This is a genomic window from Rheinheimera sp. SA_1 (assembly GCF_001669775.1).
Taxonomy (GTDB): Bacteria; Pseudomonadota; Gammaproteobacteria; order Enterobacterales; family Alteromonadaceae; genus Pararheinheimera.
The window spans coordinates 33,579-50,315 of the sequence record NZ_LXWK01000016.1 but is presented as its reverse complement, the minus strand read 5'-3'; the positions used below and the strand labels follow the sequence as shown (position 1 = coordinate 50,315).

General features: G+C 48.6%; 11 protein-coding genes. All 11 read right to left on the bottom strand.

From position 1 onward, the window contains the following. Positions 1–39: 39 nt before the first annotated feature. The 11 genes from A5320_RS12275 to A5320_RS12225 all read right to left on the bottom strand — a co-directional run bounded on the left by A5320_RS12275 (position 40) and on the right by A5320_RS12225 (position 16,490). Positions 40–1,407, bottom strand: a complete 1,368-nt coding sequence (locus tag A5320_RS12275; protein WP_068065094.1) for a phosphomannomutase/phosphoglucomutase — start codon at positions 1,405–1,407, stop codon at positions 40–42. Positions 1,408–1,439: 32 nt separating this feature from the next. Then, positions 1,440–2,858, bottom strand: coding sequence for a mannose-1-phosphate guanylyltransferase/mannose-6-phosphate isomerase (locus A5320_RS12270; RefSeq protein WP_068065091.1), 1,419 nt, complete (start codon positions 2,856–2,858; stop codon positions 1,440–1,442). Between the two features lie 131 nt (positions 2,859–2,989). After that, a complete protein-coding gene (locus tag A5320_RS12265) occupies positions 2,990–3,418 on the bottom strand; it encodes a VanZ family protein (RefSeq protein ID WP_068065088.1) in 429 nt (142 codons plus the stop codon). A 40-nt stretch (positions 3,419–3,458) separates the two neighbouring features. Then, complete coding sequence (locus tag A5320_RS12260) at positions 3,459–4,736, bottom strand: hypothetical protein (RefSeq protein ID WP_068065086.1); 1,278 nt, start codon at positions 4,734–4,736, stop codon at positions 3,459–3,461. A 54-nt stretch (positions 4,737–4,790) separates the two neighbouring features. Continuing rightward, a complete protein-coding gene (locus A5320_RS12255; RefSeq protein ID WP_157605827.1) occupies positions 4,791–5,774 on the bottom strand; it encodes a GDP-L-fucose synthase family protein in 984 nt (327 codons plus the stop codon). After that, the gene (gene gmd, locus A5320_RS12250; protein WP_068065084.1) at positions 5,761–6,876 is read right to left on the bottom strand and encodes a GDP-mannose 4,6-dehydratase; all 1,116 of its coding nucleotides are present in this window, start codon (positions 6,874–6,876) and stop codon (positions 5,761–5,763) included. The genes A5320_RS12255 and gmd overlap by 14 nt, the downstream gene beginning before the upstream one ends. A 24-nt stretch (positions 6,877–6,900) precedes the next feature. Next, positions 6,901–7,683, bottom strand: coding sequence for a WecB/TagA/CpsF family glycosyltransferase (locus tag A5320_RS12245; protein ID WP_197490102.1), 783 nt, complete (start codon positions 7,681–7,683; stop codon positions 6,901–6,903). After that, positions 7,676–10,219, bottom strand: a complete 2,544-nt coding sequence (locus tag A5320_RS12240) for a glycosyltransferase family 4 protein (protein WP_082971737.1) — start codon at positions 10,217–10,219, stop codon at positions 7,676–7,678. The genes A5320_RS12245 and A5320_RS12240 overlap by 8 nt, the downstream gene beginning before the upstream one ends. Beyond that, positions 10,135–11,121, bottom strand: a complete 987-nt coding sequence (locus tag A5320_RS12235) for a glycosyltransferase family 2 protein (RefSeq protein ID WP_068065074.1) — start codon at positions 11,119–11,121, stop codon at positions 10,135–10,137. Before A5320_RS12235 ends, A5320_RS12240 begins: the two co-directional genes overlap by 85 nt. After that, positions 11,118–11,756 carry an acyltransferase gene (locus A5320_RS12230; RefSeq protein ID WP_068065067.1) on the bottom strand — a complete coding sequence of 213 codons (639 nt, stop codon included), beginning with the start codon at positions 11,754–11,756 and terminating at the stop codon, positions 11,118–11,120. Before A5320_RS12230 ends, A5320_RS12235 begins: the two co-directional genes overlap by 4 nt. Positions 11,757–11,897: 141 nt before the next feature. Next, a complete protein-coding gene (locus A5320_RS12225) occupies positions 11,898–16,490 on the bottom strand; it encodes a hypothetical protein (protein ID WP_068065062.1) in 4,593 nt (1,530 codons plus the stop codon). Positions 16,491–16,737: the final 247 nt, after the last annotated feature.

Here is a 16,737-nt window from a genome sequence, read left to right as displayed (position 1 = left end):
AGCGGTAGTACGCCGATTGCCTACTTTTTGCTGCTACGTTTAAGCCGTCAACAACGCCGCAAGCTCAGCTGTTTTTTGCTGCATCAACGTTATATCGCCACGGCTTTCCACATTTAGCCGCACCAAAGGTTCGGTATTCGAGCTACGCAAATTAAACCGCCAGTCACCAAACTCCAGACTGATGCCATCAGTGTGATCTACAACTGAAGCCTGCGGCTGGTACAACGCCAGAATTTTTTCCAGCATCAACTTCGGCTCGGCAATAGTGAAGTTAATTTCACCGGAGGAAGGGAAAGCCGCGATCCGTTGTTGTACTAACTCGGACAAAGCTAAGCCTTTGACACACATCAATTCTGCCACCAGCAACCATGGGATCATGCCGCTATCGCAGTAAGCAAAATCACGGAAGTAATGGTGCGCGCTCATTTCGCCACCATACACAGCATCCTCGAGGCGCATCCGCTCTTTAATAAAAGCATGACCGGTTTTCGACTGCACAGCCTGACCGCCCGCTTGTTGCACTAAATCGACAGTATTCCAGGTTAAACGTGGATCATGGATGATCCGCGCGCCCGGGTTTTTCTGCAAAAATGCTTCGGCCAGCAAGCCAACGATGTAATAACCTTCGATAAAACCGCCCTTTTCATCAAACAAAAAGCAGCGGTCAAAATCGCCGTCCCATGCCACACCAAAATCGGCATGATGGGCCAATACCGCCGCCGCCGTGTCTGCACGGTTTTCAGGTAACAAGGGGTTTGGGATCCCATTTGGAAAGGTCGCATCCGGCTGATGATGTACTTTAATAAATTCAACCGGTAACGTCACTGCGGCAAAGGCTTGCTCTAATGCATCGACCACATGGCCTGCAGCACCATTACCGGAATTCACCACAATTTTAAGTGGTTTGAAATTTAACGGATTAATGTAGCCCATCAAATGTTCAGTAAATTCCGCCAACACCGATTGCTGACGATAACTGCCGCGTTTTGCCACTGTTTTAAAGTTGCCAGCTTCGGCCAGTTTTTGGATATCAAACAGGCCGGTATCACCGCTGATCGGGCGCGAGCCTTGTTGCACCAGCTTCATACCGTTGTAATCTAAAGGATTGTGGCTGGCAGTCACTTCAATACCGCCACAGACATTTAAATGAAAGGTACCGAAATACACTTCTTCAGTGCCGGTCATGCCAAGGTCAATCACATCAACACCGGCATCCATCAAACCATCGGCCAGCGCCAGTTTTAGTGCTTCGGACGTTTCGCGCACATCACCGCCCACCACCACCGTTTTGGCCTGCAAAAATTCACCAAAAGCACGGCCAATGCGGTACGCCACGTCGTTATCAAGCTGTTCGCCTAATTTGCCGCGGATATCGTAGGCTTTTACACAGCTAATTTTGCGGTACATGTTCTCTTCCATTAATAGCGCTCTGCCATGAATTACGCTCTGCCATAACGGTCTTCAAACCGCACAATATCGTCTTCACCTAAATACGAACCGGATTGAACTTCAATCAGTTCCAGCGGCACTTTGCCCGGATTTTCCAGCGCATGCACTGCCGTAATTGGAATATACACCGACTGGTTTTCGGTCAGGTATTGATCAACACCATCAATACTGACTTTGGCGGTCCCGGACACTACAATCCAGTGTTCAGCCCGGTGATGGTGCATTTGCACTGATAATTTCGCGCCCGGTTTCACCGTAATACGTTTGACCTGAAAGCGTTCGCCCTGATCCACTGAATCGTATTTACCCCAAGGGCGGTACACTTCGCGGTGGAACGTTACTTCCGGCCGACCCGCGGCTTTAAGCTGATTGACAATAGCTTTGACGTTTTGCGCTTGATCTTTATGCGCCACCAACACCGCATCTTTGGTGCTGATCACCACTAAGTCTGACACGCCAACAGTTGCAATCAGTTGCTGCTCGGAGCGCACAAAACAGTTCTGGCTGTTTTCAGTCAGCACATCCCCTTGTAATACATTGCCATTGGCGTCTTTGTCCGCCACTTCCCATAAAGCGGCAAAACCACCGACATCATTCCAACCCGCGTCCAGCGGCACCACGACCACGGAATCGGTCGCTTGGGCTGTCAGTGGTTCCATGATGGCGTAATCGATAGAATCGTCCGGGCAGGCCATAAACGCGGCTTTATTAATCCGGATAAAATCTAAGTCCGGCGTTTGTTCGGTCAGCGCCGCGACACAGGCCTGATAAATATCCGGCCGAAATGCCTGCAACTGCTGTAAATAAGCCGAAGCTTTAAACATAAACATGCCGCTGTTCCAGTAATATTCACCGGTTTGCAGATATTGTTCGGCCGTTGCTGCATTGGGTTTTTCCACAAACGACTGCACATAATAAGCATCAGCGGCGCTGCCACCACGGCGAATATAGCCATAGCCGGTTTCGGCGTGGGTGGGCACGATACCAAAAGTCACCAGCTTGCCGCTGTTGGCAAAATTCTCTGCTTGTAACACCGCCGATTGAAATGCTGCAGTGTCATTAATGACATGATCAGCCGCCAACACCAGTAATAACGGGTCATCGCCCTGTTGTACTGCTTTTAATGCAGCCAGCGCGATGGCCGGTGCGGTGTTGCGACCGACCGGTTCCAATAATATGGCTGCATCATTAATATGCAGTTGTCTGAGCTGTTCGGCGGCGATAAAACGATGATCTTCATTACAAATGAGTAATGGCGCGCTATGCGCAATGCCTTTGAGGCGCAGCAATGTTTGCTGCAGCATGGAATGAGCGCCGGTTAGCGCCAGAAATTGTTTTGGATAATTGCCGCGCGACAGCGGCCACAAACGAGTCCCTGATCCACCAGCCATAATTACGGGCATGAACATTAGTAAAGTCCTGTTTCAGCATAAGTTCTAAGGCGTTAGTCTGACCAAGGGGCCAAGGCATGTCAACTGTGGTTTTTGGGAACTTCCCGCAGCCCTGCCGCCAGGCAACCACTTGGATGAAGCACATAAACTCAGCGCTGGCGGGTAGGTAAAAACAACAGCTGCCATAAACAATACCAAACCAACACCGCCAGGCTCCAGCCAGTCATCGACATCTGAAAATCCGACCAGGTAGCGCTACGAAACGGCAACAACGATTGCATGGTTTCATCAACCGCATACAGCAGCGCTACCAGCACAAAAAAGCCTATTTGGTAGCGACGTTGCCGGCGATACAACCGCATTAACCAGCCGATCCCCAGCGGTAATAAAAAGCCCAGCGTAAAATGCATCGGCTCGTCACTGCCAATCCAGGCCTCAATGGTTAACAGCAACGGTGCACCGGCCAACAAATACTTTGCGCCCCATAACCCAAGCATCAGACAGAGCACTATCCACACCAGCACGTCCACCAGCAAGCGCACCGTATTGATCCAGTATTTTTTTCGGTTATCCGCCAAGGGTGTTCCTTTTTTCTCGCTAACACTCATAAAAACTGCATCATTGAAGTTCTGCGGTTCGTAACTGTTGTTGTAATCGCAGCAGCAACCATCCCAACATTAATTCGCCGGCGAGCACGCCAATTAAACTTGCCACGGGTCCCGCCAGCCACCAGCTTACCAGCACCGCCGGAACGGTCAGTATGGCTGACGCATATGTCACCCGCGCCAAAGGTGCAAATTGATTAGCGGCCTGTAGCAATGCGGTCAGCGGCGCACGTAATGCCCTTAACAATGCGATCAGACTCCACAAAAATAACGCATCGCGAAAATCGGTGTTACCTGAAGTATCCGGCCATAACCAGACAGGTGCCCAGTGAAAAATGACCAACAGCACCAGCAAATTCAGCAGAAAAGCGCCAATGGCGGTGCGTCGCAAGATGTTGGCCAGTTGTTGGATCCCAGCGTAATTTTTCGCCGCCAGCGCCTTGACCAACAACGGACGTTCGCTTTGTTGCAGACTGCTAAGCACCACTGTCAAAGGCCGGAAAAACAACATTGCCGCCGCCAATGGTGCAAATGCATTGCTACCGGAAAGGGCAATCACCAGATAACAGTGAAAATTTGCGGTGGCTTCAACCGTCAGCACACCAAACAAAGCGGGTTTCCCCTGCTGGGTAAAACCTTGTTGCACTGCGCGCCAATCAGCAGTCGTGCGCAGCACATTGCGAAAACCTGCGACAAATGGCTGCAGTGCAACAACGGACGCCATCAGTAATAGCCAGCCGACATTTTGCAGTGTGACACGTTCAAACCACCACAGCAGCGCCGCCGCGAAAAACACCAACAGACTTAAGAACAAATCGGAACGCAGCAGCACCCTGACCTCACGGTTTTGCCATTCGCTGCGGCCATACCAGCGTAATAACTGCAGCCAGCTTGCCACAGCCAGACTCAGACTCAGCCAGCAATCTTCAGTGACGTGCCACAAATAACCTGCCTGAAGCAGCGCAATCAGACTGTTGATTAATAGCGCCAGCAGCAAAAACCCTTTAAGGGCAGCCGGCAATACCAGTTTGGACTCTGTGCCGGTATTCGCCGCGGTTGCGTCAGCTACATGAGCCGAGCCTGGCGTATTCATCAGAATTAATAACGGCGCTGCAACCAACGCATTTTGCAGCGCCATGCCAAAAGCCTGCAACACCAACATAAACGCAAAAATGCCGTACTGACCGGCAGGTGCCAGCTGCAACAACAAATAGGCTAACAAGAACGAAGATGCTGCCAACAACAGCGTGGCGACCAGTTGCTGGTGACGAAGGTTCAGCCAGTTCAGCACGAGGCACCACGCGCGACGTCATCAGGTCTGCTGCTGGCGTCCATCACAGCTTCCTCAACGGCGTAAATCCGGTTGATGCTGCAAAAACCACTGATAGGTTTCCGTTAAACCTTGTTGTAAGGAAATTGCAGGTTGCCAGCCCAGTGCCTGTATTTTGCTGATATCCAGCAGTTTTTGCGGTGTCCCTTCAGGTTTGTCAGCATCAAACCGCAACTCTCCCTGATATCCAACCACTTGGGCAAGCAAAGTCGCCAGATCGCTGATCCGCAGGTCTTCACCACAACCAATATTGATATAACGTTGCCGTTCGCTGGTTAATAGCTGATAGGCTGCCGGGCTTTGTTGCATCACTTGCCAGACTGCAGTTGCCAAATCATCAACATGCAAAAACTCGCGGCGCACCTGGCCACTACCCCAAATATCGACACTGGCGGCATTCGACTGCACAGCCTGATGTAACCGGAACATCAACCCGGGCACCACATGACTGTGCTCTGGATTAAAATTATCCCAGGGGCCATATAAGTTGGTCGGCATCACCGCACGAAAATCAACACCATACTGACGGTAGTAGCTTTCACAGAGTTTGATACCGGCAATTTTGGCGATGGCATAAGGCTCATTCGTTGGTTCCAGCGCACCGGTTAATAGTGCTTGTTCCGTCATTGGCTGCGCCGCCAATTTTGGATAAATGCAGCTAGAACCCAGCATCATCAATTGCTGCACACCGGATTGCCAGGCACTGTGGATCAGGTTCGATTCAATCATTAAATTTTGATAAATAAACTCGGCCGGTAATTGCTGATTCGCAGCAATACCGCCAACTTTAGCCGCAGCAATAATGACCCAATCCGGTCGCACCTTGGCAAAAAACTGTTCTACATCGGCCTGACGGGTTAAGTCCAGTTCGGCTTTGCTACGAACGAGTACTTCGATACCGGGTTGATTAAGCAGCAACCGGTGCAGTGCCCTGCCGACCATGCCGAGATGTCCGGCCAGATAAATACGCAAGGGTGACAACGGCTCAGGCATGGTCATGACCGTACCCATGCTGTTGTAAAAACTGCTGTTTTTTTGCTTCTTGCCAATCCGCCAGCATCATTTGCTGACACAACTCGCTGAAGCTACAGCTGGGCTGCCAGCCTAGTTGGCGCTGCGCCTTACTGGCATCACCTTGCAGCGCATCAACTTCTGCCGGCCGGAAATACCTGGGGTCAACCCGCACAATAATGGCATTTTGCTGCAGGTTTGGCGTTTTGGCCGGGTCAAATCCCACCACCCGCGCAACTTCATCTACGCCGCTTCCGGAAAACTGCAGTTCAATACCCAGCACGCTAGCTGCCTGACAAACAAACTCACGCACCGAATGTTGCTCGCCGGTCGCAATCACATAATCTTCGGCCTGACTTTGTTGCAACATGGCCCAGACCATTTCCATATAGTCCCGCGCATGACCCCAATCACGTTTGGCATCGAGGTTGCCAAGATATAGACATGGCTGTAACCCGGTCGCGATTGCGGCCAGTGCTCTGGTAATTTTACGGGTGACAAAGGTTTCGCCCCGACGTGGCGATTCATGATTAAATAAAATGCCGTTACAGGCATATAAACCATAAGATTCGCGGTAATTTACCGTGATCCAATAGGCATATAATTTGGCGACAGCATAAGGGGAACGTGGATAAAAAGCGGTGGTTTCAGATTGCAGTGGGCTTTGCACCAGCCCATACAATTCGGAAGTCGACGCCTGAAAAAACCGCGTGCTTGTCGTAAGACCGGCCTGGCGAATGGCCTCAAGTAAGCGTAACGTGCCAAGCGCATCGACATCGGCGGTATACTCCGGTGCTTCAAACGACACTGCAACATGGCTTTGCGCCGCCAGATGATACACTTCATCCGGGCGAATTTTAGCGACCAGCGCCGTCAGGTTGCAGCCATCGGTCATATCGCCATAATGTAAAATCAGCCGTGGAGATGGATCATGCGGATCCTGATAAATATGGTCAATGCGGCTGGTGTTTAACGAGGATGACCGACGTTTGATGCCATGCACAATATAATTTTTTGCCAGCAAAATTTCTGCCAGATAAGACCCATCCTGGCCAGTGATCCCGGTAATTAAAGCGACCTTTTGTTGCATCTGTTCCCTTGCCTGTGGTTGATATTAGTTGCCGGACAGCCGGCTGATGATACTGCGGAAGTACTGCACGCCAAAGCGTAATATAAACCTGGGATTGTGTTTTAAATAGCGGCCAGACAATCTGCGCGGCTCATGCAACAACCGGAACAACCATTCCAGCCCCAGCAACTGCATCAGCCTTGGTGCATGTGCTTTGCGCCCGGCGATAAAATCAAAAGCTGCGCCGACGCCAAGCATCACTGCCGACAGCTGTGACTGATGGGCGGCCATCCACCATTCCTGTTTTGGACAGCCCAAACCAACCAATAAAATATCGACACGGGCATCTTCGATCAGCGCGACTTGTTGTTGATCTTCGGCAGCGGTTAATGGGCGAAACGGTGGCGGATAAGCATACACAATCTGCAATTCCGGAAATTGCCGCAGTAGCCGTACTTTTAACTGAGCCAGGACCGCATCGTCCTGACCGCCATAAATCCCCAATCGCAAACCTTGTTGCTGCATGCTCAGGCAAAGTGCCATCACTAAATCCAGCCCCCGCACCTGTTTGGCTTGAGTTGCACCCAGCAATCGCTGCGCCCAAAACACCGGACGACCATCCGCAAGCACCAGCGCTGCTTGTTTCAGCACCCGGCTAAAAGTCGGATCATCAATGGCTTCCATGCACATATGCACATTGGCGAGGCAGATATACCCCCCTTGCCGCTGCTGCGCCCGCTGCACAACGGCCGCCACCGCCTGCGGCACCGAACTTATCTGGACCTGGCAGTCAACAATGGCAATCTGCTGTAAATTTTCGTTAACCACCCACTACTTTTCCTTGTTCCGCCAGCACTTGCTGATAACAGGCCAACAGCGCCTGCTGATTGTGCTGCGGTAAATAGTACGTCTTATACAGTTGCTGTGCTTGTTGTGACATTTGCAGCAACAACCCTGGGTTATTCAATAATGCCTGAACTTTCATGCAAAAATCGGCAGCGTTTCCGGCAGCAAAAACCTGACCGGCGCTGCCTGGCTCAGGCTCATGCCCCAATTTCTCTGCATTGTGCCTCGGCCACAGCAGTTCCGGCAAGCCACCGATGTCGCTGACCAGACAAGGGGTGCCATGGGAAAACGCTTCAATCACCACATTGCCAAAGGTTTCCGCCACTAACGACGGGACCAGTAACAATGTTGCCCGCTGATAAAGCCCACCTAACGCGGATTGCGGTTGTGCGCCTAAAAAACGCACCCAAGGATTAGGCTTATACCCTGACCACTGCGCTGCCTGTTGTTCGCTAACCCCGACAATCCATAGCGGATAAGCCAGTTGTTGCCAGGCATCCAGTAAAAAATACAGCCCTTTTGCCGCATCGGCACGTCCAACAAATAATGCGTAACCGGCAGTTGCGGCCTTGTTGCCAACGCCGCTAACTTGGTCGTTAGCAATATGGTTATCAGCAATGTCTGGGGCTACCGAATGTGGTTTTAGCTGCAGCAGCTGCTTATTAAAACCGGCCTGTAATAACGCATTGACGACAAATTGCGACGGGCATAGCAGCCGCGCACAGAGCTTATAAGTGCCAAACCACTGATGGAGTTGTATGTTTACCAGCAGCAACGCTGTGGCGAAACGGGAGTTTCGATACACAGGCTGCCCCAGATACCGCCAAGGGCATGTTCCTACATCCGCCAGACTTTGAATACAACCGGATGGATGACACCAGCGAAAGTTATGCACGGTCAAAACCAACGGCACACCGAGCGCGTGTGCCGTCTGAATAAGCGCCGGCGACAACAACGGAAACGTGTTATGCAGATGAATAATATCCACCGGTTGTGCCTGCAATCTGGCACGTAGCTGTTGTTGCGCTTGCCGGTTCCAGCATAAATCAATGGCAAACTGCAGCTTCGACCACCAATGGCTGTGCGTTGGGATCGAAGCGCTGTCGACGTACCAGGTTTGCAGCGCCACCCCGGCTTGTTGCAGCAACAAGGCTTCATTTTGCACCACCACATCTTCACCACCAGGTTGCTGGTAAAAGTTATGGATCTGCAGCACCCGCAGCGGCCGCGACGAGACCGAAGCGGCTGACATCGCCAGATCTGGCGCAGGAACGGTGCTGATTGCTGCGGTATCGTCGCCCTCTCGCAACGCTTGGCGCACACCAGCGGCAAACGCCTGTACCATCGCCGGTAAACTGTATGTTGCCGCGCTTTGTGCAGCACCTTGCGCCAAATGGGCTAATTCCGCCGGTGTTTGCAACAGTTGCAGCACCCGTGCCGCTAATCCTTTTTCTTCAATGATCAAGCCATTGCTGCCGTGTTCCAGATACGCCAACTCCGGGCTATGACCACTAAAATTAGTCGTGACCAGTGGCAATCCGGCAGCAAATGCATCCAGCACGGCCAGCCCTAACAAACCTGGATGCAACACCAAATCGGCTTGTGCATAAGCCGCGGCTTTGTCGTCGCCAAAACAGGGGCCGCGGTAATCCAGCCAGGGTGGTGTTGGCCCGTTTAGCAACAAATTACGATCCGGCCCATCGCCAAGCACGATCAACCGCTTTAGCAGTTTGTGGTCGGCCAGAACCCGGGCTGTTTGCAACAACAACGGAATTTTCTTATCCGGATATAAAGCGCCACAAAACAATAAGGTAAAACCCGGGCTGTCGTCGAAAGGCAGTTGTTGGCGCATTTGTAAACGCAGCGTGCGTACTTGCGCGGCAAAAGCAGCGGTGTCGATGCTGTTATTCAGCACCGTGATCCGATGCGCGGCCACACCTTGCGTTTGTGCATAACGTGCCACCGGTGCGGTGTACGCAAAAAAGCCATCGGCATGGCGCAACAGCGTTTTTTTATAGCGCTCTTTTAGCGAAGACCAAATACCTGCCGGTGCCTGATGATTAAAACCATGGCCCCAAAAAATCAGCTTCGGGCTTGGCCGAAGCAGCCGTCGCAGCAACAGCAGGTAATTCAGCAGATGGCGATTAGCTTGCTCGACAATCACCAGATCAAATTCCGTTACCTGCGGCACCTGTTGCCACACCAGTGGCCCAAACTGACGTAGTGGGACCAGCTGTGCATAACTCCCTGGCGGTGCAGTGACATTGTCAGCTTTGGCGACATCGGCTGCTTGTGGCAAGCTAAAACACAGGGTGAGTTCAATGCCATCCGCGGCCAGTTGCTCAGCTAATTGCTGATAAAAAGCCAGTCGATATTGCTTCAATACCTGCTGGATAATCAGCAGTCGCCTGGTTGGCGTTGGATTGAGGTTCATCAGGCTGCCCTTCGCTGGCGCAGCCGTAGCCATAATGCCGGAAACAATTGGCGCCCCCACGACTTCAGCCATAACAACGGCCATACCCAGCCACCATGACAACGTACAAAATATCGCCACTCGGCGTCAGGCGGCAGCACATTGGGTCGTTGCATCATCAGAAGGCGCTGCGCCAACGGCAGAGTTTCATCAAATACCGAGCCTATTTTTGGGTTCACCGCACATTCGCCATAAAAACCCGGCGCGACATAGGTGGCAAAACCGGCTTGTTGCAGACGCAAACCATAGTCAAAATCACCCAGGCCATGGCTGAAATGTTCTGATAACACCCCAATCTTTTGTACCGCCGCTTGTGGGATCAGGCATAAATTGCCATTGATAAATGTACATAGCTGCGGCTGCGGGGTTGGCAGCATGACCGGGCCAAACGCCAGCGGATTCAAGCGCGACTTTCGCTGTCGGCCACCGTAGCTGGGAACAGGTTGCTGGTTAGAACCAGATGTGGCGGAAGCTGTTGTAGCCGAAGATGGCGCCGCCATAGACCCAATCAAGGCACCGGCAGTTGGCGTAGACCGCAGATAGTTTTGCAGCAGACGGTAAATTGCATCCGGCGCTAAACTGACATCATCATTGAGCCAGAGGTAAAAATCGAATGGCGGTGTTGTTGCAGAATGGCTCAGCGCCTGCAGCCAAACCCGGCGCATACCGCTGTTCCAATATAAATCGGCATGGCCACGACTTAATTGCACCCAGGGAAATTGGGCAGCTACAGCTGCAAAAGTGCCGTCGTTGCCGTTATCCAGCAAATAGACAGTGCACTCTGCAGCTACTGCGGGTTGATTGTCATGCGACGAATGCACAGAACATTGCACAGAACATTGCACAGAAAAATGTAATTGCGACGCCAACATTTGCAGGCATTGTAGGGTTTTCTGCTGCCGGTTAAAACAGGTGATTAGAACCGCAATCCGCAGCACCGCACTCATGCTTGATCCTTGACCCAGCCAACGACTTTGGCGGGCACTCCAGCAGCAATAGCACCAGCTGGAATATCCGAACTGACCAACGCATTCGCAGCAATCACCGCACCAGCACCGATAGTAACCCCTTTGAGTACAACCACATTCATGCCAAGCCAGACATCGTCGCCAATCAGCACCGGCGCAGTAGCTCCAGGCTCTCCGGCAGCACGCAATGTGGCATCCAGCGGATGATGGTCACCGTCACAAATCAGCACATTGGCGCCACAAAGTACCCGGTCACCAAGCTCAATGCGCTGCTGCGCTATTAACGTGGCGCCGCTAAAGCCGCAGTGGTCGCCAATCTGAATGTGGGCATTTTTGCCAGCCGATAACGCACAAGGCCCTGCTTGCAGCAACGGATTCGACATTTTTATGGAACGAAAAGTGGCGTGACGACCAATCTGAATTTGCCCCAACGGATGTCGGCGCAGTTGTAATAAACCAAAATAGCGGGCACCGCTACCGACTTTAGTCCGCCACCACCAACAGCGCAGCACCATCAGCGGCCAGCAACACCATGGCAGCAACGCCAGCAGGCATTGATGCACGGCATAAGGCAGCCAGTCGCGGATATTGGATAAAGATAAAGATGCTTTCAACAGCAGTTCCCTGTGTGGTGTGACAGCGATTATTGATGATACATCATAAGGTTGCAATCAAAGGTCTACTATCGCATTAAAGCGCGCAGACTGTCACCATGAACTGTATCGCAGTCACTGTTCACACCACATTTGGTTCCTTTAAGAACCAGAATTGCTGCCTCCTTTAAACAGACTGATGTTGTTAAAAATAACCGGAATAATACCCAGCATAGTCGCCATCAGCGCCATCAATGATTGTAAAGAATCGGTCGCGGTATAAGCTAACAACCCAAGCAAGAGTAATAGCCCGATAAACAGCGGGATCCGTGCATATTTCCACAAGCTTTCTGACACTTCGCGCATCCAGCGCCGCACAGTATCAGGATCTTCCGCAGTGGCGATAAAACGGGAAAAACTTTCGTTGACGATATGCCAGCCTTGATCGTAAAAAATATAACCACGCCGCACTAAATGCTCCAACGGCACCGAATTCCGTGGATTCGGCAAGTCTCCATTAATCATACTAATCAGCAGTACTTTTTCTTTAATGGTGCACAACTGCCACTTAGCTTCATAACGGGTGGCTGCTGTGGAGTTAAAGAAATCGATAATTTGTTCTTTGGTCCAGTGTTTGTTGATTGAAGCGTAAACCATTGGCAGTGGGTCGAGAACAGTACTGTCACTATCTTTGTCATCGAACAGTTTTTTCAGATTTTTATATTCCAGACTGAATTTCTGCCAGCATTTGGCCAATTCTGCACAGTAGTTGTTTGAAGTTTTAACAGTTAACTTAAGCTGTTTTTCCAAATCAGGATCTTTAACTGCGCAGTGATAAGCCAAAAACTGAATCGCAACATGTTCCAACTCCGGCCAGCTATTTGCTTCATACCAAAGCACATCTGTGGGTTTCTCCAACTGAGGTTTATGCCGTAATTTCGGCACCCAGTCATAAATTTTGATAAAGCGTACAAAAAATTTCACCCAAGCATCACGCTCAGCGGCGTCAGCTTGTTGTTCAAGCGGAAATTTTTCATCATAGGCTATTGGCTGCGTCAAACGGTATAGCGGCGACATTTCCATCATCAATACCAGATTGACCTTACCATTGCTGACCAGTTGTTGTAGTTTTTTCAACACCTTCAATCGCAAAGCTTTATTCCAAATCAACGGCTCGAAACCGGTTAACACCATTGTCGGCATTTTATCCGCTTGTGCACTTGAGTCGCTGGTTTTATTGGGCAGTAACAGATCACAAACATCAACTGGACTAATACCGGCAATCAGGCATTCGTCTTTGCGTTTGCCCGTATCATCTGCTGTCTGTATATTGTTCGGGTGATAACTAACTAAAGTTTGCGCAGCAACTGAAGGGCGAATCAGCTGCAGGTAAACAGCCTTACCCGAACCGCCTTGATGTGGGTACAATATTCTGCACAGTGCATCAGCAGCCTGATATTTGGAAGCTTTGATGTTTTCTGGATTAATCCTGAAGTTTTCAACCCGATCAAGACCCATCATCCGGCGACATAGCCAATAGCGGATTAGCAACAGCAGCAGTAGCAATGCGAGCATTGTTGCTACACCAGTCCAGAACACTTGTGTGCCTGAAGCAACATTCAATATTTTACTAATGTCTGCTCGATTTTCTCTTTGATGTTTCTTTTCGGCGGGATTTTGTTGCAACGCCCAAATATGACTAAACAACGGCAATTTAACATCTGTCAGCGCCCACGGGATTTTGCCAAAAAATACGTTGTTTGCAGCATTGCTATTAAACATTATTGCAGCATTTTCAAATATTTCAGTCTTTATGTTGCTGCCATTTCTTTGATCGTCGCATCGATCTTTATCGATACTTGCAAAAAGCATCGTTGGATAACAATTTACAGTGGCCTTTTGTAATACTTCATTTTTATCCGTTTGGGTGAAGATTTCAGTATCATAAAATTCATCAATATACTCACGCATTTCTATTTGCCGCTCAGTTAAAGAATGCTCCAAATATTGCTGATTCAGCTCGGACTGACGAAACACCAAATACTCAGACGACTGATAGGAAAACACCGCAGAAGGAATGCCACAGAAATTCAACAGAAGCAATAAAATGAACATTGAATACACCAACAATGGGTGCCGAAAAATGAAATCAGGCTGGCCTTTGCTGTATGAAAATGCATCCGAAATAGTTTTGTTTTTAATATTAGCTCCTGCTGACTTCGCCGTTGGCTTGATGGCTATATTCTCTTGTTTTCGTACTGGTTCAGCCCATTTCTTGCTACTTGCAACCCAGAAATAACTAAAACCAATCATCCATGCAGTGATTACCGTAAACAAAAGTAAATCTGATGCAAACAAGAACAAAATAGCAGCAAGGATCAAGTTAATCATGAGAGCAACAATAGCATATGAATAAATACCGCCCCGGTCCGCGCGAAACCATATGAGGCTATTTACCTTATGTTGCAGCCGGAGAGGCAACACCCGCCAAATGATATAAACTAGCAACAAGTAGAAAAAACTCAAAGTCCAGGACGAAAACGCGCTAAGCAGATTTAGCAATCGATATGGGCTCTTGTCATACATGACGACTAAAGTCCATGGCACGTTTTCAGCAATCGCACCTAAGTGAAAAACAGTGTCTTTCCCTTTATATTGGGTTTCAAATTTTTTTGATTGGTCATGTTTTGATTTGACTAAATTTTGCAAATGCAAGTCATTATCAGTATCAGCGAATATATTATCAATTTTGCTTAACCATTCGTCTGAATGATACAACACTTCGCCGCTATCACTATCAAACACCAAAAAGCGGAAATCTTTAGGCATTACAGTCAAAAATAATGTTTTTAACTGGCCGCCAAAAATAATAATTTCCTCCTTATCAGTTCCGTCGTTTTTTGAATATATTTTTTCAAACTGCGGCATGCCAACCCAGGTATTTAGCCGCAAATCGATTTTATTTCGTAATCGTTCTACAAAAAATGTGTTGCGGCAATCTTTATTTTCATCAAACTTTTCATCAAACTTTTCATCAAACTTTTCATCAAGCGGCCAATGCCATCCAGTACAATTGGCAGAATGAGTCACATAATGCCTATCACTTACACTGTAGACGTTTTTCCGTTTCTGAACTTTTGTAGCAATAGCTCCTAATTTGTCTACCTTTTTGCCATCTCTGCCTATTTCATATAATCCTTCAATAAAGTCTATCTGAGCACCTGAATAGGAAAATAAACAATCTATTTGATTTGCCGTACCAAACATGTTGCAACGCTGTTCATTATCAAAACTGTCGTCACTTTTGTTTTTTATATTTATATCATTTACGAAATTACCTGACCTTGACTTTAATTCTTGCAATCTGTTTTTAGCATTGCCTTCCCAAACTTTAAGCTCATAACTGAAAGATGATTTTATTTCATCAAATGCAGACTGAGCAACCTGATCAACAGAGGTTTTCACTCCGTTGTAAAATATATACTGAAATGCCGAAACGCTAACTAGCACAGAAATAATTGCCAATGACAGAGGAACTACTTTTAAATCGTTAGAACTAAAACCTTGCTGGGTTGATACAAGCCTAACTTTCAGCAAAGGCAAGAGCGCTATTACCCCAATTAGAAATAATGAAAAAACAAGCACAAGACTGTTGCTGACCGAAAGTTTATCTCCTAGCATCGCCGATCTAGACTGAAAACCAATCAAATAAAGTATTTCTGTTCCAGATGACGCATCATCGGCGATGCCGGCCCATGGCTGCAGGAATATTCTATATTCAGTACCCGCAATAGCAGTATCGATAAAACCACTTCCTCCTTGATTTTTTATAGGTGGAATATCATGTACCGAAATTTTATCTTTGTGGCTTGCTTGAGACAGTGCGAAATCGCGCAAGACTTGCTCAACCTGTTCAAATCGCAGACCATGCAGTGAAGAATCGCTCAATAAACTCTCGGTTTTATGTAACACCGTTCCGGTGCTGTCTACAAAAAGAATGAGCGGTATAAGATTAGAGCTTTTTAATATTTCTGAAAATTTCCTCGGTTTAATATCGTCACCAATGATGCCAGACTGAATGTATCTCTCACGTTTATTCAAGCATGCTTTAACGTTTTTAAGACACGCCGAATGCGTTGCTTTCCCTGATTCAGAAGATCCATCACCGCCTGAAGAATCATCGTCAGCAGAACCACTTTCTTTACCCCCTTTAGAACCTCGACATCGATGAATGCCACTTACACTATCACTTATATTGTCGTGTTCAAAAATACATTTCATGACATCATTTAAGATATCCACGTTGTAAGAAAATTCGAAATGTACAGTGTCGGAAATTTCACGCCTTAATTTCGATTCCAAATTATTTTTTGCATTATATAATTCATCCAATTTATCAATTAACACTGAGCTACAATCTTGACCTTTGCACTCTAATATTTGACTGCTTAGAAACTTTTTTTCAATTGACTGTCTAGACTTTTCAACTTCTTTCAGCTGAGAATCGTATTCAAATACAAGACCATAATTTGCCTGACTGTAAATTTTGTAAGCATCATAAGCCGCCTCCAAAGACTGCTTATTCTGCTCCAATGATTCAACATAACGATTGAGCTCGCGAAAATGCAGTTGGTTTTGGTAATGCTCGTTTTGCTGGATTTTCAGAAAGTAGAAGAGTGCCGCGACTGCTAGTGCGGCAAGCAGACTGATAAACAACACCAGTAGCCCGGTTAGTCTGTTGCCTTTAACGTCCATTGTTGCCACCTTGGTGCTGTGGTTTAGTTGTACCTGAAAGAGCTTAGAACTAAATATACAATTTTCAAGTCAGCGCATTTTTATACCGCCAGCTGCCGGCTTGCACCTAAACCAGGCGAAATACCACCGGTCAGCAGCCTCTGGTTTGTGCTATTGCTGCCATTAGCAATAACCCTGCTCTTTGGCCTATGCTTTGACCTGCTGCCATTTATCAGAGCGAGGCCACGATGCTGTACCCGTAGCATCC